This is a genomic window from Burkholderia humptydooensis (genome assembly GCF_001513745.1).
Taxonomy (GTDB): domain Bacteria; phylum Pseudomonadota; class Gammaproteobacteria; order Burkholderiales; family Burkholderiaceae; genus Burkholderia; species Burkholderia humptydooensis.
In genome coordinates, this window is record NZ_CP013380.1 from 4,016,843 (window position 1) to 4,036,096 (window position 19,254).

Sequence of the window (19,254 nt, forward strand, 5' to 3'; positions counted from 1 at the left end):
CGAAGAAGAAAAATTATAGCAACGCACAAAACACCGATCAAGCCCTTTGTGCAAAAAATTTATGCCGCGCCTTCGGCCGGCTTCTTGCCGAGCTCCACGCCGAGCTGCTTGAGCTTGCGGTACAGGTGCGTGCGCTCGAGGCCCGTCTTCTCCGCGACGCGCGTCATGCTGCCGTTCTCGCGCGCGAGGTGATATTCGAAGTACGCTCGCTCGAACGCGTCGCGCGCCTCGCGCAGCGGAATGTCAAACGGGATCGCGGCCGTCGTCTGGCCCGCGAGCGCCGCGGACGGATCGTCGCCGAACGTCGGCAGCACGGCCGCCGACGCGACCGACGACAGCCCCGCCGCCGGCTTCGCCGCCGTGCTCGCCGGCACCGGCGCCGCGCCGCGCGCGAGTCCGTGCTCGACCGACTTCAGCAGCTTCTGCAGCGTGATCGGCTTCTCGAGAAAATCGAGCGCGCCGATCTTCGTCGCCTCGACGGCCGTGTCGATCGTCGCGTGCCCCGACATCATGATGACGGGCATCGTCAGTTGTCCTTGGCTCGCCCATTCCTTCAGCAACGTGACGCCGTCGGTATCGGGCATCCAGATGTCGAGCAGCACGAGATCGGGCGCATGCCGCAGCCGGTAGTCGCGCGCGGCCTGCGCGTTCTCCGCGACGTCGACGACGTGCCCTTCGTCGCTGAGGATCTCCGAGAGCAATTCCCGGATGCCCATTTCATCATCTACCACCAGGATGGTTGCCATTTACGCTGCCTTTGTCTGCACAGTTGCTCTTGTCTTGGCGGGTGCCGTGCCGCCGTTCGTGCCGCCCCCGGTGCCCGCCGCATCGTCCGCGAGTTGCAGGAACAGGATCGAGACCTGCGCGCCTTCCACGACGTCGCCGTGCATGCGATTGCGCAGATCGATCCGCGCGCCATGCTCGTCGACGATCTTCTTCACGGTCGCGAGGCCGAGCCCCGTCCCTTTCGCCTTCGTCGTCACGTAAGGCTCGAACGCGCGCGTCAGGATGCGCGCCGGAAAACCCGGACCGTTGTCCGAAACGGTCAGCCGAACCGCGACGCGCGTTTTGCCGTCCGCGTCGGGATCGCCATATTCTACTGTCTTGGTTTCGAGCAACACACGGGGATGCTCGACGTCGGCGACCGAATCCTGCGCGTTCTGCAGCAGATTGTGGATCACCTGACGCAGTTGCGTCGCGTCGCCGCGGATCACCGGAAGCGGCGCCTGCTCGACGACGATCGTGCTCTTGCCCTCGCCGACGCCGTAAAGCGTCAGCACTTCGCTCACCAGATCGTTCAGTTGCAGGTTGACGAGCACCGCGGGCGGCGTGCGCGCGTAATCGCGGAAATCGTCGACCATGCGCTTCATCGCGGCCACCTGATTGACGATCGTCGTCGCGCCGCGCTTGAGCACGTCGGCGTCGGTCGGCGCGAGCTTGTCGGAGAGCTTCATCTGCAGGCGCTCGGCCGACAACTGGATCGGCGTGAGCGGATTCTTGATCTCGTGCGCGAGCCGCCGCGCGACTTCGCCCCATGCGACCGAACGCTGCGCGGAGATCACGTCGGAAATGTCGTCGAACACGACGACGTAGCCGGACGTCTGCGGATCGTCGGGCTGGCCGGGCGCCGCCGCCGTCGACACGAGCCGCGTGCCGCGCACGAGCAGCGTCAGCGGATCGGCCTCGCCCGGCACCTCGACCGCGAACTGCTGCTGCCAGTGACCGCGATCCTCGCCGCTGCCCTGGCCCGCCGCCTCGCGATCGGCGAACGCCTTTCTCACCATCGCGCCAAATTCCGCGACGACGCCGATCTGATCGAGCGTCGTGCCGATCAGCGAATTGAACGGCTGGCGGAAGATCCGCTCGGCGCCGCGATTCGCGGTCGTCAGGCGAAACTGGCGGTCGAGCACGAACACGCCCGCCGTCAGGTTCGCGAGAATGCTCTCGAGATACGTCTTCGAATGCTCGAGCGCGACGCGGTTCTTCTCGACCGCGAGGCGCGCCTCCGACAACTGCCGCGTCATCGCGTTGAACGACTGCGTGAGGAAGCCGAGCTCGTCGCGCGTCTTGATCTCGCGCTTCGGCGTATAGTCGCCCTCCGCGACTTCCTTCGTGCCCTGCGCGAGCAGGAAGAGCGGCCGCGCGAGCTGGTTGCCGAGCGCGAGCGCGATCATCATCGCGATGAACGTCGCGAGAAAGAGCGCGAGCGTGAGCGTGCCGATGTACATCTTGCGCAGCCCGCTGCGGCCGAGCGCCTTCTCCTGATATTCGCGATACGCGCGCTGCACGGCGTCCGCGTTGCGCGCGAGCGTCGGCGACACCGGCTGCGTGAGCTGCAGGAAACGCTCGGCGGGCTGCAACAGCAGCGTCGACGAATCGGGAATGCGCTGCACGACGCGCAGGCGCAGCGCGCCCTTCGATCCGCGCGCGCGCGGATCGCCGTCGACCTCGCCCTCGATCGCCGCGAATGCGCCGTGCTCGCGCGCCTGGCTCAGCATCAGCGGCGTCGGCATGTCGTCCGGAATCAGCGCGGCGAAGTTGCCCGATGCCTGCGCGATGATGTGCACGTCGGGCGACGCGCCCGTGCCGCGGCCCGGCTCGACGATTGTCGCGTCCTGCACGCCGAACTGGTCGCGCAGCCGCAGCAGCGTGAGCGTCGTGCCGTTCGTGTTGGTGTCGGCGCTCGCGAGCTGCTCGGACATCAGGCGCGCCTTCGTCTGCAAGTCGGCGAGCGACGTGTCGAGCATCCCGCGCCCGAGATTGAGGCCCGCGGTGAGCGCCGTCTCGACGTTCACGTCGAACCACGATTCGATGCTGCGCGATACGAACTGATACGACACGATATAGATGATCCCGCCCGGCACGACGCCGACGAGCGTGAAGAACACCGCGAGCTTCGCGAGCAGCCGCGTGCCGAACTTGCCCTTCCTCAGCCGCGCGACGATCATCCCGACGAGCCCGAGCACGACGAGCAGGAACACGAGCGCGACGATGATGTTCGCCGAGTAGAGCCACGAGTAGTAGCGATCGAAGAACTCGGTGTTCGCGCTCGCAGCCGCGAGCAGCACGAGCAGCAGAAGCGCCGTGATCGCGACAGTCGACACGATCACGCGTATCAGAAAACTCTTTCCGCTCGTTGCGCGGCGGACGCGCATTTTACTTAGCACGCTCGGCCACCGTGAAAATGAAACGCTTCCAGTCGGAAACGAGATTCCAGTCGCGGTTGTTCACCGCGTCCACCTGGAACGGCTTCGGCATCAGCGCGGTATCGAGCTGCATGCGCACCGACGCCGTATACGTCTCGCCCGAGCGCACCTGGCCCTTGTCGATCACGTGCCAGGACGTCACGTGCTTGACCACCGCGAGCGCCTCCTTCAGCGACGGAAAGCCGAGCTGCAGGCCGCCCGTCGATACCCGGTATTCGCGCGTGAGCGGCTGGAACGACAGGCGGATCGTCTGCGACACCGACACCGGCTGCTCGTCGAACCAATACCAGCGCGCGCGGCTCAGCTCGAAATCGGTCGTGAAGTAGAGCGGCACGCCTTTGTTCACCGCATCCTCGAGGCTGCTGTTGAGCTCGAAATCGAAACGCGCGTCGAGACTCCAGCCGCCGCCGTCCGACTGCAGCGACGCGCGCTGCACGGCGATCGTATCGGCGTGCGCGGAAGGAACGGCAGCGAGACACAGCGTCAGCGCGACCCATAGCACGGCCGCGAGCCGGAGTGGAAAGAAGCGTTTGATCGTCACCGTTTCTGAAAGCGCGCGTAGAAAAATCCGTCGTGATCGACATGCCGGCCGGGCTCGCCCGATCCCCCGACGGCCGGCGCCCCGCCTGTCGCGCCCTGCGGCAGCAACTGCCCGGGCGCGTCCAATCGTACCGCATCTTGACAGGCGTCTCCAAACCAGCGCGCCTGCAGTTCGCCCTCGTCCGGAAAGATCGAGCAGGTCGCGTACAGCAGCTCGCCGCCGGGTTTCACGAGCGGCCAGAGCGCGCTCAGAATGCGGCGCTGCTCGGCGACGAGCGCGGGAATGTCGGCCGCGCGGCGCAGCCAGCGGATGTCCGGATGACGGCGCATGATGCCCGACGCGGAGCACGGCACGTCGGCGAGGACCCGGTCGAACGGACGCCCGTCGTGCCATTGCGCGGGGTCTCCTGCGTCGCCGACGCGCACGTCGGCCGCGAGCGACAGCCGCGCGAGGTTCTCGCCGATGCGCGGCGCGCGCGCCGGATCGCTTTCGAGCGCGACGACTTCGGCGTGCGCGAGTTCGAGAATGTGACCCGTCTTGCCGCCGGGCGCCGCGCACGCGTCGAGCACGCGCATGCCGTCGCGCGCGCCGAGCCATTCGGCCGCGAGCTGCGCGCCCGCGTCCTGCACCGACACAAGGCCGTCCGCGAAACCCGGAATGCGCTCGACGGGCAGCGCCGATGCGAGCCGTATCGCGTGACGGCCAATCTTCTCGGCGTCGATCCGCTCGGCGCGCAACACGTCGAGATACGCTTGGGCCGTCATGCGGCGCGCGTTCACGCGCAGCGTGAGCGGGCCGGGGGTGTCGCCCGAGGCAAGAATGCGCGGCCATGCATCGGGCCACGCACGCTCGACAGCGTCGATCCACCACGGCTCGTAGTTCCAGCGCGCGCGCCGATCGGACTGCAGCCGCTCGAGCCACGCGGCCCGCTCGCGCAGGAACCGGCGCAGCACCGCGTTGACAAGCCCCTTCGCAAACGAGCACTCGCGGCGCGCGCCGATCGCGGTCACCGCCTGATCGACGACGGTGAAGGGCGTGTAGGCGGCGTGCTCGCCGTCGTCGACGAGGAGCGCGAACGCGCAGACGAGGAGCGCATGCACGTGCGCCGGCGGCGCCTTCGCAACGAGTTGCGCGATCAGCCAGTCGGCCGTGCCGCGAAAGCGCATCGCGCGATACGCGATGTCCTGGATCGCGCCGCGCGCCGCCGCCTGTGCGTTCGAAGACATCGATGCGTGGACGGCCGCAAGCGCAGCGGGCAGCGCCGCGCCGCGATTGACTGCGTCGACCGCTTGCGCGGCGCCGTCGAGCGCGAAGCCGAGCGAATTGGGGACGAGATGCAGCGCCGACAGGCGCGGCGCGCGAGCGGGCGCGCCGGATGCGCGGGAACGGGAAGGGCGAGTCTGGGTCATCGGATCAGCAGTGCCTGCGGCACGCGGTCGCGCCGGGCGGTGGTAGGGGTGTGCCGTGGTGGCCGGCCCGCGGCCGGTCGGCTGTAAGCGGGGTATTGTAGCGCGGCGGGAATCGGGTTTCGGGTGGCTGGGTGCGCGATGTGCCATGCGCGCTCGGTATGTTCGGCGCTTCGGCGCAGTATCGGCACGATCCGCCGCCGCCCGCAAGCCGCGTTTCGCCACCCCAATCAACCGAACGAGCGGCCGTCCAAAACGCCAAACTTCGCAGCGCGATGCATGCGGGGTTCGGGCGATCGCCGGATGCGCCGAAGCATGTCAAGACCGGCTACCGATATAGCGCCCTCTCACGAGCGCGTCGACGTTGCGACGCTCGTCAGTCGAAGCGGCCGGTGCGCGCCATTTCCATCAGCCGCGCGATCCGCTCCTCGGTGGCCGGATGCGTCGAGAACAGATTCTGCAGCCCGCCGCCCGACAGCGGATTCATGATCATCATCTGCGCGGTGGCCGGATGCTCCTCGGCCGTCTGGAACGGAATGCCCGACGCATAGCGGTGGATTTTGTCGAGCGCGGCAGCAAGCGCCTGCGGATCGCCCGAGATCTGCGCGCCGCCGCGGTCCGCCTCGAACTCGCGCGCGCGCGAGATCGCCATCTGGATCAGCGCGCCCGCGATCGGCGCAAGCAGCGCGACCGCGATGCCAGCGATCGGATTGGTGGGACGGCCGTTCTCGTCGCGCCCGCCGAAGAACATCGCGAAGTTCGCGAGCGCCGAGATCGCGCCCGCCATCGTCGCGGAAATCGTCGAGATCAGGATGTCGCGATGCTTCACGTGCGCGAGCTCGTGCGCCATCACGCCCCGCATCTCGCGCTCGGACAGCACGCGCAGGATGCCCGTCGTCGCGGCGACGGCCGCGTGCTCGGGATTGCGGCCGGTCGCGAACGCGTTCGGCTGATTCTCGTCGATCAGGTAGACGCGCGGCATCGGCAGGTTCGCGCGCGTCGCGAGTTCGCGCACCATCCGATAGAACTGCGGCGCCGTGGCCTCGTCGACCTCCTGCGCGTTGTACATGCGCAGCACCATCTTGTCCGAGAACCAGTACGAGAAGAAATTCATACCGAGCGCGATCAGCAGCGCGATCGTCATTCCGCGCGATCCGCCGATCATGCCGCCTATCACGATGAACAGGGCCGTGATCGCGGCCATCAGCATCGCCGTTTTGACCCAATTGAACATGTTTCCCACTCCTTATCCGTCTGCGGGGATCGCACCGCACGCATATCGGCGGCGGTGCATAATTGTAAGCGATCTGTTAGATAAGAGCGTTTCGAGAAAATTCAATCCTCAGCGCGTCGATGTCGCGAGCTTGACGCCGAGGCCGACGAACGCGCCGCCGACGCCGCGGTCGAGCCATTTCTTCACACCGGGCTTGCCGGCAAAGCGTTGCGTGACCGTGCCCGCGACCCACGCCACGATGCACGACCACACGGTGCTCATCGCGAGAAACACCGCGCCGAGCGTCAGGAACGCGAGCACCTTGTGATTGCTGTCCGCCGACACGAACTGCGGGAAGAACGACACGAAGAACAGCACCACCTTCGGGTTCAGCACGTTGGTCAGGAACCCTTGCGTGAACAACTGGCGCAGCGATTTGTCCGCGCCGCGCCGTGCGGGCTGCTCGGCCGCCTGCTCCTGCTTCGCGAAGATGAGGCGCACGCCCAGGTAGACGAGATAGGCCGCGCCGACGATCTTGATGACCGTGAACGCAGTTGCCGACGCGGCGAGCACCGCCGTCAGGCCGAACGCGCACGCGAGCACGTGCACGCAGCAGCCGGCAGAGATGCCGAGCGCGGACATGAGGCCCGCGCCGCGCCCCTGCGCGACGCTGCGGCCGACGATGTACGCGGTGTCGGGCCCCGGCGTGATGTTCAACAGGAAAACCGCTGCGACGAACAAGCCAAGATGGGTGATGCCGAACATGCCGATCCCTCGATGCTGATATCAGAGAATTCTACGCGCGCGCCCTGCGCGCCGCGACCCGGCCGTTCGGCCGATTGCGCGGCGCGCGCGATTCCGATGAACTGTTGGCAGGCGACGAAAATTACGCGGCGTCGGGCGGCGCGAAGCGCTGGCCGGCCGCAAGCGGCGCCCCCGCGAGAAACTCGCGCGCCGGCAGGCGCTTGCCGCCCGGCTTCTGCAATTGCGTGACGCGCAGCGCGCCTTCGCCGCAGGCGATCACGATGCCGTCCGGGCCGGCATCGACGATCGTGCCGGGCGCCGCGTCGCCGCGCGCCGGCACCGCGTCGGCCGCCCACAGCTTGAGCGTCGCGCCGTCGAGCGTGCCCGCGCCGCCCGGAAACGGGTCGAACGCGCGCACCTGCCGCGCGAGCACCTCGGCCGGCTTGCGCCAGTCGAGCGCCGCCTCGTGCTTGCCGATCTTCTCGGCATAGGTGACGCCGTCGGCGGGCTGCGGCGTCGCGGCGAGTGAACCCGCACGCTCGAGCTCGGCGAGCGCGTCGACGATGAGGCGCGCGCCCGCCGCCGCGAGCTTGTCGTGCAGCGTCGCCGTCGTATCGTCGGGCGCGATCGCGATGCGCGCATCGTGCAGCATCGCGCCCGTGTCGAGCCCGGCATCCATCTGCATCAGCGTGACGCCGGTCTCGGCGTCGCCCGCCTCGATCGCGCGATGGATCGGCGCGGCGCCGCGCCAGCGCGGCAGCAGCGACGCATGGATATTGATGCAGCCGTGCCGCGGCAGGCCGAGCACTTCCTGCGGCAGAAGCAGGCCATATGCGGCGACGACCATCACGTCGTGCGGCGTCGCGTGCAACAGATCGAGCGCGGCGGCAGCTTCGGCCGGGTACTTGCCCGCGCGGCGCAGCGACGGCGGCTGCGCGAGCGCGATGCCGTGCTCGAGCGCATAGCGCTTCACGGCGCTCGCCTGCAGCTTCATCCCGCGCCCGGCGGGACGATCGGGCTGCGTCAGCACGAGCGGCACCGGGAAGCCGGCCTCATGAATCGCGGCGAGCGCCGCCGCGGCGAATTCCGGCGTGCCGGCGAAAATGACCCGCAGTGAATGTGTCATGTGCAAATGAATCCGGGAACAGCCGTGCGCATCACATTGCGCGTTCGAGTTTCTTCATCTTCGTCTTGATCCGGGTCTGCTTGAGCGGCGACAGATACTGGACGAACACGCGGCCTATCAGATGATCCATCTCGTGCTGGATGCATACCGCGAGAAGCCCTTCGCAGTCGATCTCGAACGTCTCGCCTTTCTCGTCGAGCGCGCGCACGCGCACGCGGTCCGGACGCTCCACCTCGTCATAGACGCCCGGCACCGACAGACAGCCTTCCTCATAGACCTGCTTGCCGTCGCTCGTCCAGACGAGCTCCGGATTGATGAAGACGCGCAACTCGTTCTTCTCCTCGGACACGTCGATCACGATCACGCGCTCGTGCACGTCGACCTGCGTCGCCGCGAGCCCAATGCCGGGCGCCGCGTACATCGTCTCGGCCATGTCGGCGACGAGCTTGCGAATGCGGTCGTCCACTTTGTCGACCGGCTTGGCCACCTTGTGCAGCCGTTTGTCGGGGTAATGAAGGATGTTCAGCAAAGCCATGATTTCAGTGTTGAGAGACGAACGACCCGCCCGCATCGGCCGTTCGGCCGACTGCCGCGACGCGCGCGCCGGCCTCAAGATGGATTCGACGACGCGCGGAATCCGCCGCGCGTCGCGACGACCGGCCAATCGCCGTGAGCTTGCGCGCGCGGCATTCGTTCTATTTCGGATGATGAAAATTTTATCACGGCACCACGCGGCCCGCAGGCCGCGCTTCTCGAGGATTTCGTCATGTCGCCGCGATCGTTGACGCGTGCCGAGCTCGCCGGCTGGCTGCGGCTTGCGGGCGCGTCCGGCGTGCCGGCCGCCGCGCGTGCCGCACTCCTCGGCGCGTTCGCATCGCCCGAAGCGCTCTTTGCGGCGTCGCATGCGGAGCTGGCGACACTCGTCGGCGACGCTGCGGCCCGATCGGCGCTCGCGCCGCCCGCAGACGATTTCGAGCAGCGCGTCGACACGACGCTCGCCTGGCTCGACGAGCCCGGCAACGCGCTCATGACCCGGCACGATCCCGCGTATCCGGAGCCGCTCGCCGAGCTCTACGATCCGCCGCCGCTGCTATATATAAAGGGCCGCGTCGCGCTGCTCCATGCGCGGGCCGTCGCGATCGTCGGCAGCCGCGGGGCAACGCCGCAGGGGCTCGCCGACGCGACGCGCTTCGCGCGCGAACTGTCGGACGCGGGCCTTGCGATCGTGTCGGGCCTCGCGCGCGGCATCGACGGCGCCGCGCATCGCGGCGGGCTCGACGGCGCAAGCGGCACCGTCGCCGTGATCGGCACAGGCGCGGACATCGTCTACCCGGCTTGCCACCACGCGCTCGCCCACGAAATCGCCGAGCGCGGCGCGCTCGTCTCCGAGTGGCCGCTCGGCACGCCCGCGCGGTCCGCCCATTTTCCGCAGCGCAACCGGCTGATCGCCGCGCTGTCGCGCGGCGCGCTGATCGTCGAGGCGGCGCGCCGGTCCGGCTCGCTGATCACCGCGCGGCTCGCGAACGAAATGGGACGCGACGTGTTCGCGATTCCCGGCTCGATCCACGCGCCCCTGTCGCAGGGCTGCCACGCGCTGATTCGCGACGGCGCGAAGCTCGTCGAGACCGCGGCCGACGTGCTCGAGGAATTCGGCTTCGACCCTGCTCGCCCTGCGGGCGCAACGCGCGGCGCGCCCGCCGCCGCCGAGGCCGACGTCGATCCGGACGACGACGCGCGCCGGCTGCTCGCCGCGATCGGTTACGGCCCCGTGCCGCTCGAGCTGCTCGCGCAGCGCACGGCGCTTTCGAGCGGCGCGCTGCACCGGCGGCTGCTGCAGCTAGAGCTCGCCGGCCGCATCGCAGCGCTGCCGGGCGGCCGCTACATGCGCATCGCCAGCGCGCAGGCTGAGCCCACTCAAGCGCGCGGGACGAGCGCCGTGCTACATTCCGGCGCATAGGCGCCGCGCCCGGGCGTTCGCTCGAGCCGCCGCCACCTTACGATGCAAGGAAAACCGCCAATGCCCGCGCTGAATCTCGACACCGACGAAGATCGGATCGCCGAGCGCCTCCGGAATCCCGACACGCTGCTCGTCGCCTGCCTGTGCGCCGAGTGGTGCGGCACCTGCCGCGAATACCGCGCCGCGTTCGACCGGCTCGCCGACGCCCATCCCGGCGCCTGCTTCGCATGGATCGACGTCGAAACGCACGCCGACCGGCTCGACGATCTCGATGTCGAGAACTTCCCGACGCTCCTCGTCGAGGACGTGAACTCGGTCCGCTTCTTCGGCACGGTGCTGCCGCACGCCGCAATCGTCGAACGAATGCTGGCCGACCTGACGGCGCTGTCGGGCGCGCCGCATGCACCCAAACTGCGCAATTTGTTCGACTAGAATCGTCTGGCCTCGAAATATCGGCCGTGGAATGCAGCTTTACCGCTCGTTTACGCGGGAAGGCGTGCGACAGGCTTGCCGCCGCCCTTGCCCCCACTTATGATGACCCGCTTTTTGCTCACGCCGGCCGCCGTTTGGGCGCCGTGTGCTATAAAGCCGTCGTAAAAGGGCCCGCATCGGGCTCGCCCGGTCCATCAATACACACTGTCATGTCGAAAGCACTCATCATTGCGGAAAAGCCTTCTGTCGCGAACGACATCGCGCGTGCTTTGGGCGGCTTTACCAAGCATGACGAATACTACGAGAGCGACGAATACGTACTGTCGTCGGCGGTCGGCCACCTGCTCGAAATCGCCGCACCGGAGGAATACGAGGTCAAGCGCGGCAAGTGGAGCTTCGCGCATCTGCCTGTCATTCCTCCCCATTTCGATCTGAATCCGATCGCGAAAAGCGAGTCGCGCCTGAAGGTGCTGACCAGGCTGATCAAGCGCAAGGACGTCGAACGCCTGATCAACGCATGCGACGCGGGACGCGAGGGCGAACTGATCTTCCGCCTGATCGCGCAGCACGCGAAGGCGAAGCAGCCCGTCCAGCGCCTGTGGCTGCAGTCGATGACGCCCGCCGCGATCCGCGACGGCTTCGCGCACCTGCGCACCGACGTGGACATGCAGCCGCTCGCCGATGCCGCGCGTTGCCGCTCGGAGGCCGACTGGCTCGTCGGCATCAACGGCACGCGCGCGATGACCGCGTTCAACAGCAAGGGCGGCGGCTTCTTCCTGACGACCGTCGGCCGCGTGCAGACGCCGACGCTGTCGATCGTCGTCGAGCGCGAGGAGAAGATTCGCCGCTTCGTGCCGCGCGACTACTGGGAAGTACGCGCGGAATTCGTCTGCGCGGGCGGCTTCTACGAAGGCCGCTGGTTCGACCCGAAGTTCAAGAAGGACGAATTCGACCCCGAAAAACGCGACTCGCGCCTCTGGAGTCTGCCCGCCGCGGAGACGATCGTCGCCGCGTGCCGCGACCAGCTCGGCACGGTCACCGAGGAATCGAAGCCGTCGACGCAGCTCTCGCCGCTGCTGTACGACCTGACGAGCCTGCAGCGCGAGGCGAACAGCCGCTTCGGCTTCTCGGCGAAGAACACGCTCGGCCTCGCGCAGGCGCTGTACGAAAAGCACAAGGTGCTCACCTATCCGCGTACCGACGCGCGCGCGCTGCCGGAGGATTACCTCGGCACGGTGAAGTCGACGCTCGAAATGCTCAAGGAGAGCAACAACTACCTGCCGCACGCGAAGCAGGTGCTCGACAAGAACTGGGTGAAGCCGAACAAGCGGATCTTCGACAATTCGAAGATCAGCGACCACTTTGCGATCATCCCGACGCTGCAGGCGCCGAAATCGCTGTCCGAGCCGGAGCAGAAGCTCTATGACCTCGTCGTCAAGCGCTTCCTCGCGGTGTTCTTCCCGGCCGCCGAATTCAAGGTGACGACCCGGATCACCGAAGTCGCGGGCCATCACTTCAAGACGGAAGGCAAGGTGCTCGTCGAGCCGGGCTGGCTGCAGGTCTACGGCCGGGACGCCGAGGGCGCCGACGCGAATCTCGTGCCGGTTCAGAAGGACGAGAAGGTCAAGACCGACAAGGTCGCAGCGCACGGCCTCACGACGAAGCCGCCCGCGCGCTATTCGGAAGCCACGCTGCTGTCGGCAATGGAAGGCGCGGGCAAGCTCGTCGAAGACGACGAGCTGCGCGAGGCGATGGCCGCGAAGGGCCTCGGCACGCCGGCGACGCGCGCGGCGATCATCGAAGGTCTGCTCGGCGAGAAGTACCTCGTGCGCGAAGGCCGCGAGCTGATTCCGACCGCGAAGGCGTTCCAGCTAATGACGCTGCTGCGCGGCCTCGGCGTGAAGGAGCTGACCGCCCCCGAGCTGACGGGCGAGTGGGAATACAAGCTGTCGCAGATGGAGCGCGGCAACCTGCAGCGCGATGCGTTCATGCAGGAAATCGCGCGGATGACGCAGACGATCGTCAAGCGCGCGAAGGAATACGACTCCGACACGATCCCGGGCGACTACGCGACGCTCGAGACGCCGTGCCCGAACTGCGGCGGCCAGGTGAAGGAGAACTATCGGCGCTTCGCGTGCACGAAGTGCGACTTCTCGATCTCGAAGATCCCGGGTAGCCGGCAATTCGAGATCGCCGAAGTCGAGGAACTGTTGCGGAAAAAGGAAATCGGGCCGCTGTCGGGCTTCCGCAGCAAGATGGGCCGGCCGTTCTCCGCGATCCTCAAGCTCACGTTCGACGACGAGACGAAGAACTACAAGCTCGAATTCGACTTCGGCCAGGAGCAAGGCGGCGAAGAGGGCGAAGCGCCCGACTTCTCCGCGCAGGCGCCCGTAGGCGCGTGCCCGAAGTGCAAGGGCCGCGTGTTCGAGCACGGAATGAGCTATGTCTGCGAGCACGCGGTCGCGAGCCCGAAGACCTGCGACTTCCGCTCCGGCAAGGTGATCCTGCAGCAGGAGATCACCCGCGAGCAGATGACGAAGCTCCTCGAGAACGGCCGCACCGATCTGTTGCCGAACTTCAAGTCGTTGCGCACCGGGCGCAACTTCAAGGCGTATCTCGTCAAGCAGGCGGACGGCAAGATCGGCTTCGAGTTCGAGAAGAAGGAGCCGAAGCCCGCGGCCGCGAAGAAGACCGCGTCCAAAACGACGGCCGCGGCCGACGATGAAGCGGCCGACAGCGGCGACAAGACCGAGAAGAAGGCGGCGCCCGCTCGCAAGACGGCTGCGCGCAGGACGCCGGCGCGCAAGACGGGCTCGTAACCGGCGCAATGCCGGCGCCGCGAATGCGGTGCGCCGGCATTGGCGCCGGGCGGCGCGCGCGATGTCGAGCAACCGGGCGGCGCGCCCGCGCCGCGATGCTTCGGTCCAAGCAAAAGCGCGGGCTCTCGACGAGCCCGCGCTTTTGCTTTTTGCGGAGGAGATTCGGCGCGCGACGCCGCGCGGCGTTACAGCGGAGACGGCACGACGGTGCGCGCCCGCGGCGCGCGCGGCAGACGCGGCGACAGCGCCGGATCGGCGCTCGATCGCTCGGCGAGCGCGTCGGCAGGCAGCGCGTCGATGGGCTGGCCGGCAACGCCCTGCGTGGCCCACTGCTCGCCGAGCATCGTGTCCGGCGATTGGCTGAAGTGCTCGACGAGATGGTCGATGAACGTGCGCACCTTCGCCGGCAGGTGCCGGCGGCTCGGATACGCGATGTTGATCTCGACCTGCGGCAGCCGGTAATCGCTCAGCAGCCGCACGAGCTTGCCGCGCGCGATGTCGCTGCCGATCAGATAGCTCGGCAGGATCGCGACGCCCATGCCGAGCATCGCGAACTGGCGCAGCATCTCGGTATTGTTCGCGACGACGACGTTCGACGGCCGCACGCGCACTTCGCCGTCCGGGCCGGTGAATACGCGCTCGTCGCCCCAGTATTCGGACGGCAGGCTCAGGCAGGGATGCTCGACGAGCTGCTCCGGATGCATCGGCATGCCGTGCTTCTCCAGATAGCTCGGCGTCGCGCAGACCACCATGCAGCCCGTCGTCAGCCGGCGCGTGACGATGCTCGCGCTGCGCATCTGCCGCGTGATCACGATGCCGACGTCGAATCCCTCTTCGACGAGATCGACCTGACGATCAACGAGGGTCAGGTCGGGAATGACCTTCGGGAAGCGCTGCGTGTACGTCTGCAGCACGGGCGCAAGGTTGTGCAGGCCGAACACGACGGGCGCGACGATCCGCAGCGTGCCGACGGGCTCGTGGTTGCGCGCGACGACCATCTGCTCGACGTCTTCGAGCTCGTCGAGGATCTGGCGCGCCCGCTCCAGGTAAACCTGGCCGGATTCGGTCAGCGAGAGGCTACGGGTGGTGCGATTCAGAAGGCGGGTGCCGAGCCGGCCTTCGAGGTCGGCGACGTGGCGCGTCGCGACCGCGTTCGAGATGTCCATCGCGCTCGCCGCCCGGGCGAAACTGCCGAGATCCGCGACCTTGACGAACACTCGCATCGACTGCAAATGATCCATACTCCACTCCTACCGCTGTTACCGCTTCAAAAATATGAAGCAAATGAGTAATTTTCCTACGACAGCGAAAAAGATGCAGAGTTGCTCAACTTCCCGCGAAATCTCGATAAAAACCTTCAAATTTGCTCAGCCCATCTAGCTAGATAGACCAATTGTTCTGAAATAAGAAATAATTGAGCAATCTCCCTGCGCAAATTACCCAATCGAGAAACGCCGGAATCGCCGCCAGGCCAGCATCAAGCGGGGTCCGAACAGCGCGATCGGCCCCCTGGCATCGGCGCTTGCCGCACCGCGTAACAAGCTGTTAAAAAGAGATACACCTGTTGCCGCGCCGTCATAGGATCATTACGGCCCTCAAACCGGGCCGGCCCGGCGCGCGACGACGCGCGACGGCCACCACCTCACATCGCTCATCCCGCGCGAATCCCGAAACTCGCCATGAAAATTGCCATCCTCGACGACTACCAGGACGCCGTCCGCAAGCTCAACTGCTTCGAGATGCTCGCCGACCATGAAGTGAAGATCTTCAACAACACGGTGCGCGGCCTCGGGCAGCTCGCGAGCCGCCTGGCCGAAGTCGAAGCGCTCGTGCTGATTCGCGAGCGCACCCACATCACGTCGCAGTTGCTCGGCAAGCTTCCGCATCTGCGCATGATCAGCCAGACAGGCCGCGTGTCGACCCACATCGATCTCGACGCGTGCACGGAGCGCGGCATCGTGGTGCTCGAAGGCACGGGCTCGCCGATCGCCCCCGCCGAACTGACCTGGGCGCTCATCATGGCCGCGCAGCGGCGCATCCCGCAGTACGTCGCGAATCTGAAGCAGGGCGCATGGCAGCAATCGGGCCTCAAGACGTCGGCGATGCCGCCGAATTTCGGGCTCGGCCAGGTGCTGCGCGGGCAGACGCTCGGCATCTGGGGCTACGGCAAGATCGGCCGGCTCGTCGCCGGCTACGGCAAGGCGTTCGGAATGAACGTGCTGATCTGGGGACGCGAGCACTCGCTCGAAGCGGCGCGCGCCGACGGCTTTGCGACCGCCGAGAGCCGCGAGGCGTTCTTCGAGCAGGCCGACGTGCTGTCGCTGCACCTGCGCCTGCACGACGACACGCGCGGCATCGTCAAGCTCGACGATCTGCTGCGAATGAAGCCGACGTCGCTCCTCGTCAACACGAGTCGCGCGGAACTGCTCGAAGAAAACGCGCTCATTTCCGCGCTTGCGCGCAACCGGCCGGGAATGGTCGCGATCGACGTCTACGAGAGCGAGCCGATCCTGCAAGGCTACAGCCTGCTGCGCATGGAAAACGTGATCTGCACGCCGCACATCGGCTACGTCGAACGCGAAAGCTACGAGCTCTACTTCAGCGCGGCGTTCAAGAACATCCTCGCGTTCGATGCGGGCGATCTGTCGAGCGTCGCGAATCCCGAAGCGCTCAACCAGGGGCGGATTCGCCGCTGAGCGGAGCGGCGTCAAGAAGCGCGGTGCGCGAGCGGCCCCGTGCCCGTGCGGCCTCCCGCCATCGTGCACCGAGCGCCCGGCCGCGGCGATCAGCCGCACCCGCTTCCCGCCAGGCCCCGGCGCTTCCGGCGTCAGCGCACCGCGCCGTTGTCTTCCAGGCACTGCGGCACGACGCTCAGAAAGCGCTCGCCGTCGCGCCGGCCGAGATCGTACGCATGCTGCATCTGATGCGGGCTCGTGTAGTCCCAGCTCGAAATCGGCACCTTGCTCGACGGCTGCACGTAGAACCGCCGCTGCCCGTCGCAGTCGACGACGAACGTCTGCGGGCGCGGGTAGCGCCGCGTCACCATCACGAGCACGAGCCCGGGCGACGCATCGAGCGCGCCGACCGGCACGTTGTCGACCATCCCGCCGTCGAGCACCGGTCGGCCGTCGCGGCGCAGGACGGGCGTAAACGGCGGCGTGCACGACGACTGGAGAACGAGATCCGCGAGTTCGTCGACGCGCGCGCAATCCTGCGCACGGATGAACTCGGGGCGAAAGCCGAGCGAGCGGCCGAGCGTCGGATGCAACGTCTTGCGGACGTACTTCTCGATGTTGTACGCGACGAGCCCCGCCGCGACCGCGCTGCGCGCGCCGAGCCAGCGCGGCACATGCGACACGCCGATGCGGATCTCCGGCGCGCCGGCGAGTTTCGCGAACGGCTCGCCGTAGATATCGAGGAGCGCCTGCCGGTAGATCCGGTAATGCGGAAAGACCGGCTCGGCGCGCAGCAGATTGCCCCAGTAGACGTTCCGGCGGTTGTGCCTGAGCGCCTCTTCGTAATAGCGCATCACCCAGCGCGAGTCGCGCATGTAGAGCATGCAGGCGGTCGCCGCGCCCGCCGAGATGCCGGCGATCACGCGCGGCCGCAGGCCGAGTGCGGGCCGCGCGACGTCCCAGAATCCCGCCTGCCACCAACACCGATTGCCGCCGCCCGCGAATACCACCTGGTCGAACATCGGATGCGCTCCCGTTCCACCCTGCCGCTGTACGCGCTCAGGAGACGAGCGCGTACGTCGACGTTGCGTGAACGGCCATCTTGCCGTCCTCGTCGAACAGCTCGATTTCGCCGAACACGAGATTGCGGCCCATCCGCAGCACGCGGGCGGTGACGAGCACGTCGCCCTTGCGGACCGGGCGCATGAAGTGGGTATTGAGGGCGACGGTCGTCATCGGCCGGAATTCGCCGAGCGCGGCGGAGATCGCAACGACCATCGCGGTGTCGGCGGCCGCCATGAACACTTGCCCGCAGATCACGCCGCCCGAATGGCGAAGCTCGCCGGAAAACGGCAGCCGGAGGGTGACGCTCTCGTCCGAAACCGATACGGGGGTGAGGGAAAGGGAGCGGACCCACGGAGCAAGGAGCCGATCCAGCAAATCACGGACAGTGTTTTCGTCCATTGTCGTACGCCCAGAAAGAGCCGCGCGCCCGCCGCGCGACAGGGTTTGGGCGACATCATACCGGGAGCGCGCGCGATGCGACGGAACGTGCGAATCCGGAACGGCAATGCGCGGCCGACGGAAGCGTTTCGAGAAAAATACAAAAAAGACTAGACAAGTCTTGAAAGCTTCGGCATAATTTTCTTTCTGTTGGGGCGTTAGCTCAGTTGGTAGAGCAGCGGACTCTTAATCCGTAGGTCGAGTGTTCGAGTCACTCACGCCCCACCACCGAATTCAAAGGGTTACAAGCGATCAGCTTGTAACCCTTTTCTGTTTCCAGCCAGCGGCCCCTGCCCGGAACACGTCACGCGCTCTGACAGCGCTGCGGCACGGCTCGATCGGAGCCGATCGCCCCAACACCGCAATCCCGTTACCGCCATCCGGCAGCACCTAGAATTTGTGGCGCAGCGCGACGTGGACAGCCAGTTGATTCGCTGACGAAGACGGCGACAGCAGGTTCAGATTCGCCACGGCGGCATTGCCGGTCGAGTCGGTGCCGATCGCGCGCTGCCACAGGAACGCGCCGTATACATCGGTTCTCTTCGACAGGAAATAGTCGAGACCGAGGCTGACCTGGTGATACTTCGCATCGGGAGCCTTCGTGAAAACGTAGGCCGCGCCGGCCTCCAGCAGCGACGTGATGAAATACTGGTAACTCACCTCGACGTTGCGAATGTAGAGGTTGCCCGAATAAGGGCCGGCGCTCGTCGGCACGACGTCGCCGAACCGCGTCTGCGAATACATCGCGCCGATCGTCGATTTGCCGCTCGCGTATCGCGCGGCGACACCCGCAATCTGCACCGTCGACGCGGACGTGAAGCCGCTGTAGATCGGATTCTTCACGTTCGACTCGAACGCGGCGCCAGCCGTCGCAGGCGCGGATGCCCCGTAGATGTTCGTGCTCGCGTTGTGAATGCTCAGAAACGCGCCGGCGAGCGTCAGGCCAGACGCCACATATTCCGCGCCAACGCTCCAGACGCGGTTGTTCGCGAAATCGCCCGGCGTGCCGCCGAAGCTGTATAGCCCGCCGAAATCGAAACCGTTGAAATTCGGGCTCTTGTAGCGCACGGAATTGTTGACCCGAAACGTGTTGTTGAAGTTGTCGACGTCTCCCGCGTGTGCGCCCAGATAACCCGCGAATGTGTCGCCCGCTTCCATGTAGCCCAGGTATTCGACGATCGACTCGTATTGCCGCCCGACGGTGATCGTGCCGTACGGCGACGAAAGCCCGACATACGCCTGCCGTCCGAACCCGAGACCGCCCTGCCCGAGCCTGCCCGTGAAGCCGTCGAATCCGTTCTCGATCGTGAAGATCGCCTTCATCCCGCCGCCAAGATCCTCGACGCCGCGCAATCCGAAGCGGCTGCCCTGAAGCTCTCCGCTCGACGCCTGATAGCTCGCTTTTCCATTCTGATTGTTCGAATAGGTGAAGCCGCTATCGAGCAGGCCGTACAGCGTCACGGTGCTCTGCGCCCAGGCCGGCGAGCACAAAAGAAATGTCGTTGCGGTCGCGCCGCCTATCAGTCGTGCTCGCATTTTTCGTTGATCTCCTTACCCCGTTTCGCGTGCGTTATCGAAGGTCGGCCCATAGTGCGAACGTCAAAAACGGGCGGCTTGTACGATAGTGCTGAG

General features: G+C 66.7%; 16 protein-coding genes and 1 tRNA gene. 5 read left to right on the forward strand and 12 right to left on the reverse strand.

The window, feature by feature from the left end:
* Positions 1 to 59: 59 nt before the first annotated feature.
* The 8 genes from esaR to def form a co-directional block, all read right to left on the reverse strand.
* On the reverse strand, positions 60 to 746 hold the full coding sequence (gene esaR, locus AQ610_RS17995) for a response regulator transcription factor EsaR (protein WP_009910946.1): 687 nt from the start codon (positions 744 to 746) through the stop codon (positions 60 to 62).
* The gene (gene esaS, locus AQ610_RS18000) at positions 747 to 3,155 is read right to left on the reverse strand and encodes a sensor histidine kinase EsaS (RefSeq protein WP_006024102.1); all 2,409 of its coding nucleotides are present in this window, start codon (positions 3,153 to 3,155) and stop codon (positions 747 to 749) included.
* A 1-nt stretch (position 3,156) separates the two neighbouring features.
* Complete coding sequence (locus AQ610_RS18005; RefSeq protein ID WP_009910945.1) at positions 3,157 to 3,747, reverse strand: DUF4390 domain-containing protein; 591 nt, start codon at positions 3,745 to 3,747, stop codon at positions 3,157 to 3,159.
* Complete coding sequence (gene rsmB / locus AQ610_RS18010; RefSeq protein ID WP_006024100.1) at positions 3,744 to 5,156, reverse strand: 16S rRNA (cytosine(967)-C(5))-methyltransferase RsmB; 1,413 nt, start codon at positions 5,154 to 5,156, stop codon at positions 3,744 to 3,746. Before rsmB ends, AQ610_RS18005 begins: the two co-directional genes overlap by 4 nt.
* 373 nt (positions 5,157 to 5,529) lie before the next feature.
* Positions 5,530 to 6,387, reverse strand: coding sequence for a zinc metalloprotease HtpX (gene htpX, locus AQ610_RS18015; protein WP_006024099.1), 858 nt, complete (start codon positions 6,385 to 6,387; stop codon positions 5,530 to 5,532).
* A 108-nt stretch (positions 6,388 to 6,495) separates the two neighbouring features.
* Positions 6,496 to 7,131 carry a LysE family translocator gene (locus AQ610_RS18020; RefSeq protein WP_006024098.1) on the reverse strand — a complete coding sequence of 212 codons (636 nt, stop codon included), beginning with the start codon at positions 7,129 to 7,131 and terminating at the stop codon, positions 6,496 to 6,498.
* Positions 7,132 to 7,252: 121 nt separating this feature from the next.
* Positions 7,253 to 8,236, reverse strand: coding sequence for a methionyl-tRNA formyltransferase (fmt, locus tag AQ610_RS18025; RefSeq protein WP_006024097.1), 984 nt, complete (start codon positions 8,234 to 8,236; stop codon positions 7,253 to 7,255).
* A gap of 31 nt (positions 8,237 to 8,267) precedes the next feature.
* Positions 8,268 to 8,771, reverse strand: coding sequence for a peptide deformylase (gene def, locus AQ610_RS18030; protein ID WP_009910943.1), 504 nt, complete (start codon positions 8,769 to 8,771; stop codon positions 8,268 to 8,270).
* Positions 8,772 to 8,954: 183 nt separating this feature from the next.
* Here def and dprA point away from each other — a divergent pair, with 183 nt between their 5' ends.
* The 3 genes from dprA (at position 8,955) to AQ610_RS18045 (ending at position 13,444) form a co-directional block, all read left to right on the forward strand.
* On the forward strand, positions 8,955 to 10,193 hold the full coding sequence (gene dprA / locus AQ610_RS18035; RefSeq protein WP_511149537.1) for a DNA-processing protein DprA: 1,239 nt from the start codon (positions 8,955 to 8,957) through the stop codon (positions 10,191 to 10,193).
* A 42-nt stretch (positions 10,194 to 10,235) separates the two neighbouring features.
* Positions 10,236 to 10,625, forward strand: a complete 390-nt coding sequence (locus AQ610_RS18040) for a thioredoxin family protein (RefSeq protein ID WP_511149536.1) — start codon at positions 10,236 to 10,238, stop codon at positions 10,623 to 10,625.
* Between the two features lie 209 nt (positions 10,626 to 10,834).
* Positions 10,835 to 13,444: a DNA topoisomerase III gene (locus tag AQ610_RS18045; RefSeq protein WP_006024093.1), complete on the forward strand. Its 2,610-nt coding sequence runs from the start codon at positions 10,835 to 10,837 to the stop codon at positions 13,442 to 13,444.
* 185 nt (positions 13,445 to 13,629) lie between these two features.
* Here AQ610_RS18045 and gvmR read toward each other — a convergent pair whose 3' ends face one another.
* A complete protein-coding gene (gene gvmR, locus AQ610_RS18050; RefSeq protein WP_009910941.1) occupies positions 13,630 to 14,685 on the reverse strand; it encodes a transcriptional regulator GvmR in 1,056 nt (351 codons plus the stop codon).
* 438 nt (positions 14,686 to 15,123) lie between these two features.
* On the opposite strand from gvmR, the gene AQ610_RS18055 reads away from it, so the two are divergent.
* Positions 15,124 to 16,140, forward strand: coding sequence for a D-2-hydroxyacid dehydrogenase family protein (locus AQ610_RS18055; protein ID WP_006024091.1), 1,017 nt, complete (start codon positions 15,124 to 15,126; stop codon positions 16,138 to 16,140).
* A gap of 131 nt (positions 16,141 to 16,271) precedes the next feature.
* Here AQ610_RS18055 and AQ610_RS18060 read toward each other — a convergent pair whose 3' ends face one another.
* Both AQ610_RS18060 and AQ610_RS18065 read right to left on the reverse strand, forming a co-directional pair.
* Positions 16,272 to 17,141, reverse strand: coding sequence for a patatin-like phospholipase family protein (locus AQ610_RS18060; RefSeq protein WP_006024090.1), 870 nt, complete (start codon positions 17,139 to 17,141; stop codon positions 16,272 to 16,274).
* Between the two features lie 37 nt (positions 17,142 to 17,178).
* The gene (locus tag AQ610_RS18065; RefSeq protein ID WP_009910940.1) at positions 17,179 to 17,583 is read right to left on the reverse strand and encodes a PaaI family thioesterase; all 405 of its coding nucleotides are present in this window, start codon (positions 17,581 to 17,583) and stop codon (positions 17,179 to 17,181) included.
* 191 nt (positions 17,584 to 17,774) lie between these two features.
* Here AQ610_RS18065 and AQ610_RS18070 point away from each other — a divergent pair.
* Positions 17,775 to 17,850 (forward strand) — tRNA-Lys (locus AQ610_RS18070).
* A 162-nt stretch (positions 17,851 to 18,012) separates the two neighbouring features.
* Here AQ610_RS18070 and AQ610_RS18075 read toward each other — a convergent pair.
* Entirely contained in the window at positions 18,013 to 19,158 is a 1,146-nt protein-coding gene (locus AQ610_RS18075; RefSeq protein WP_006024089.1) for a porin, read from the reverse strand.
* Positions 19,159 to 19,254: the final 96 nt, after the last annotated feature.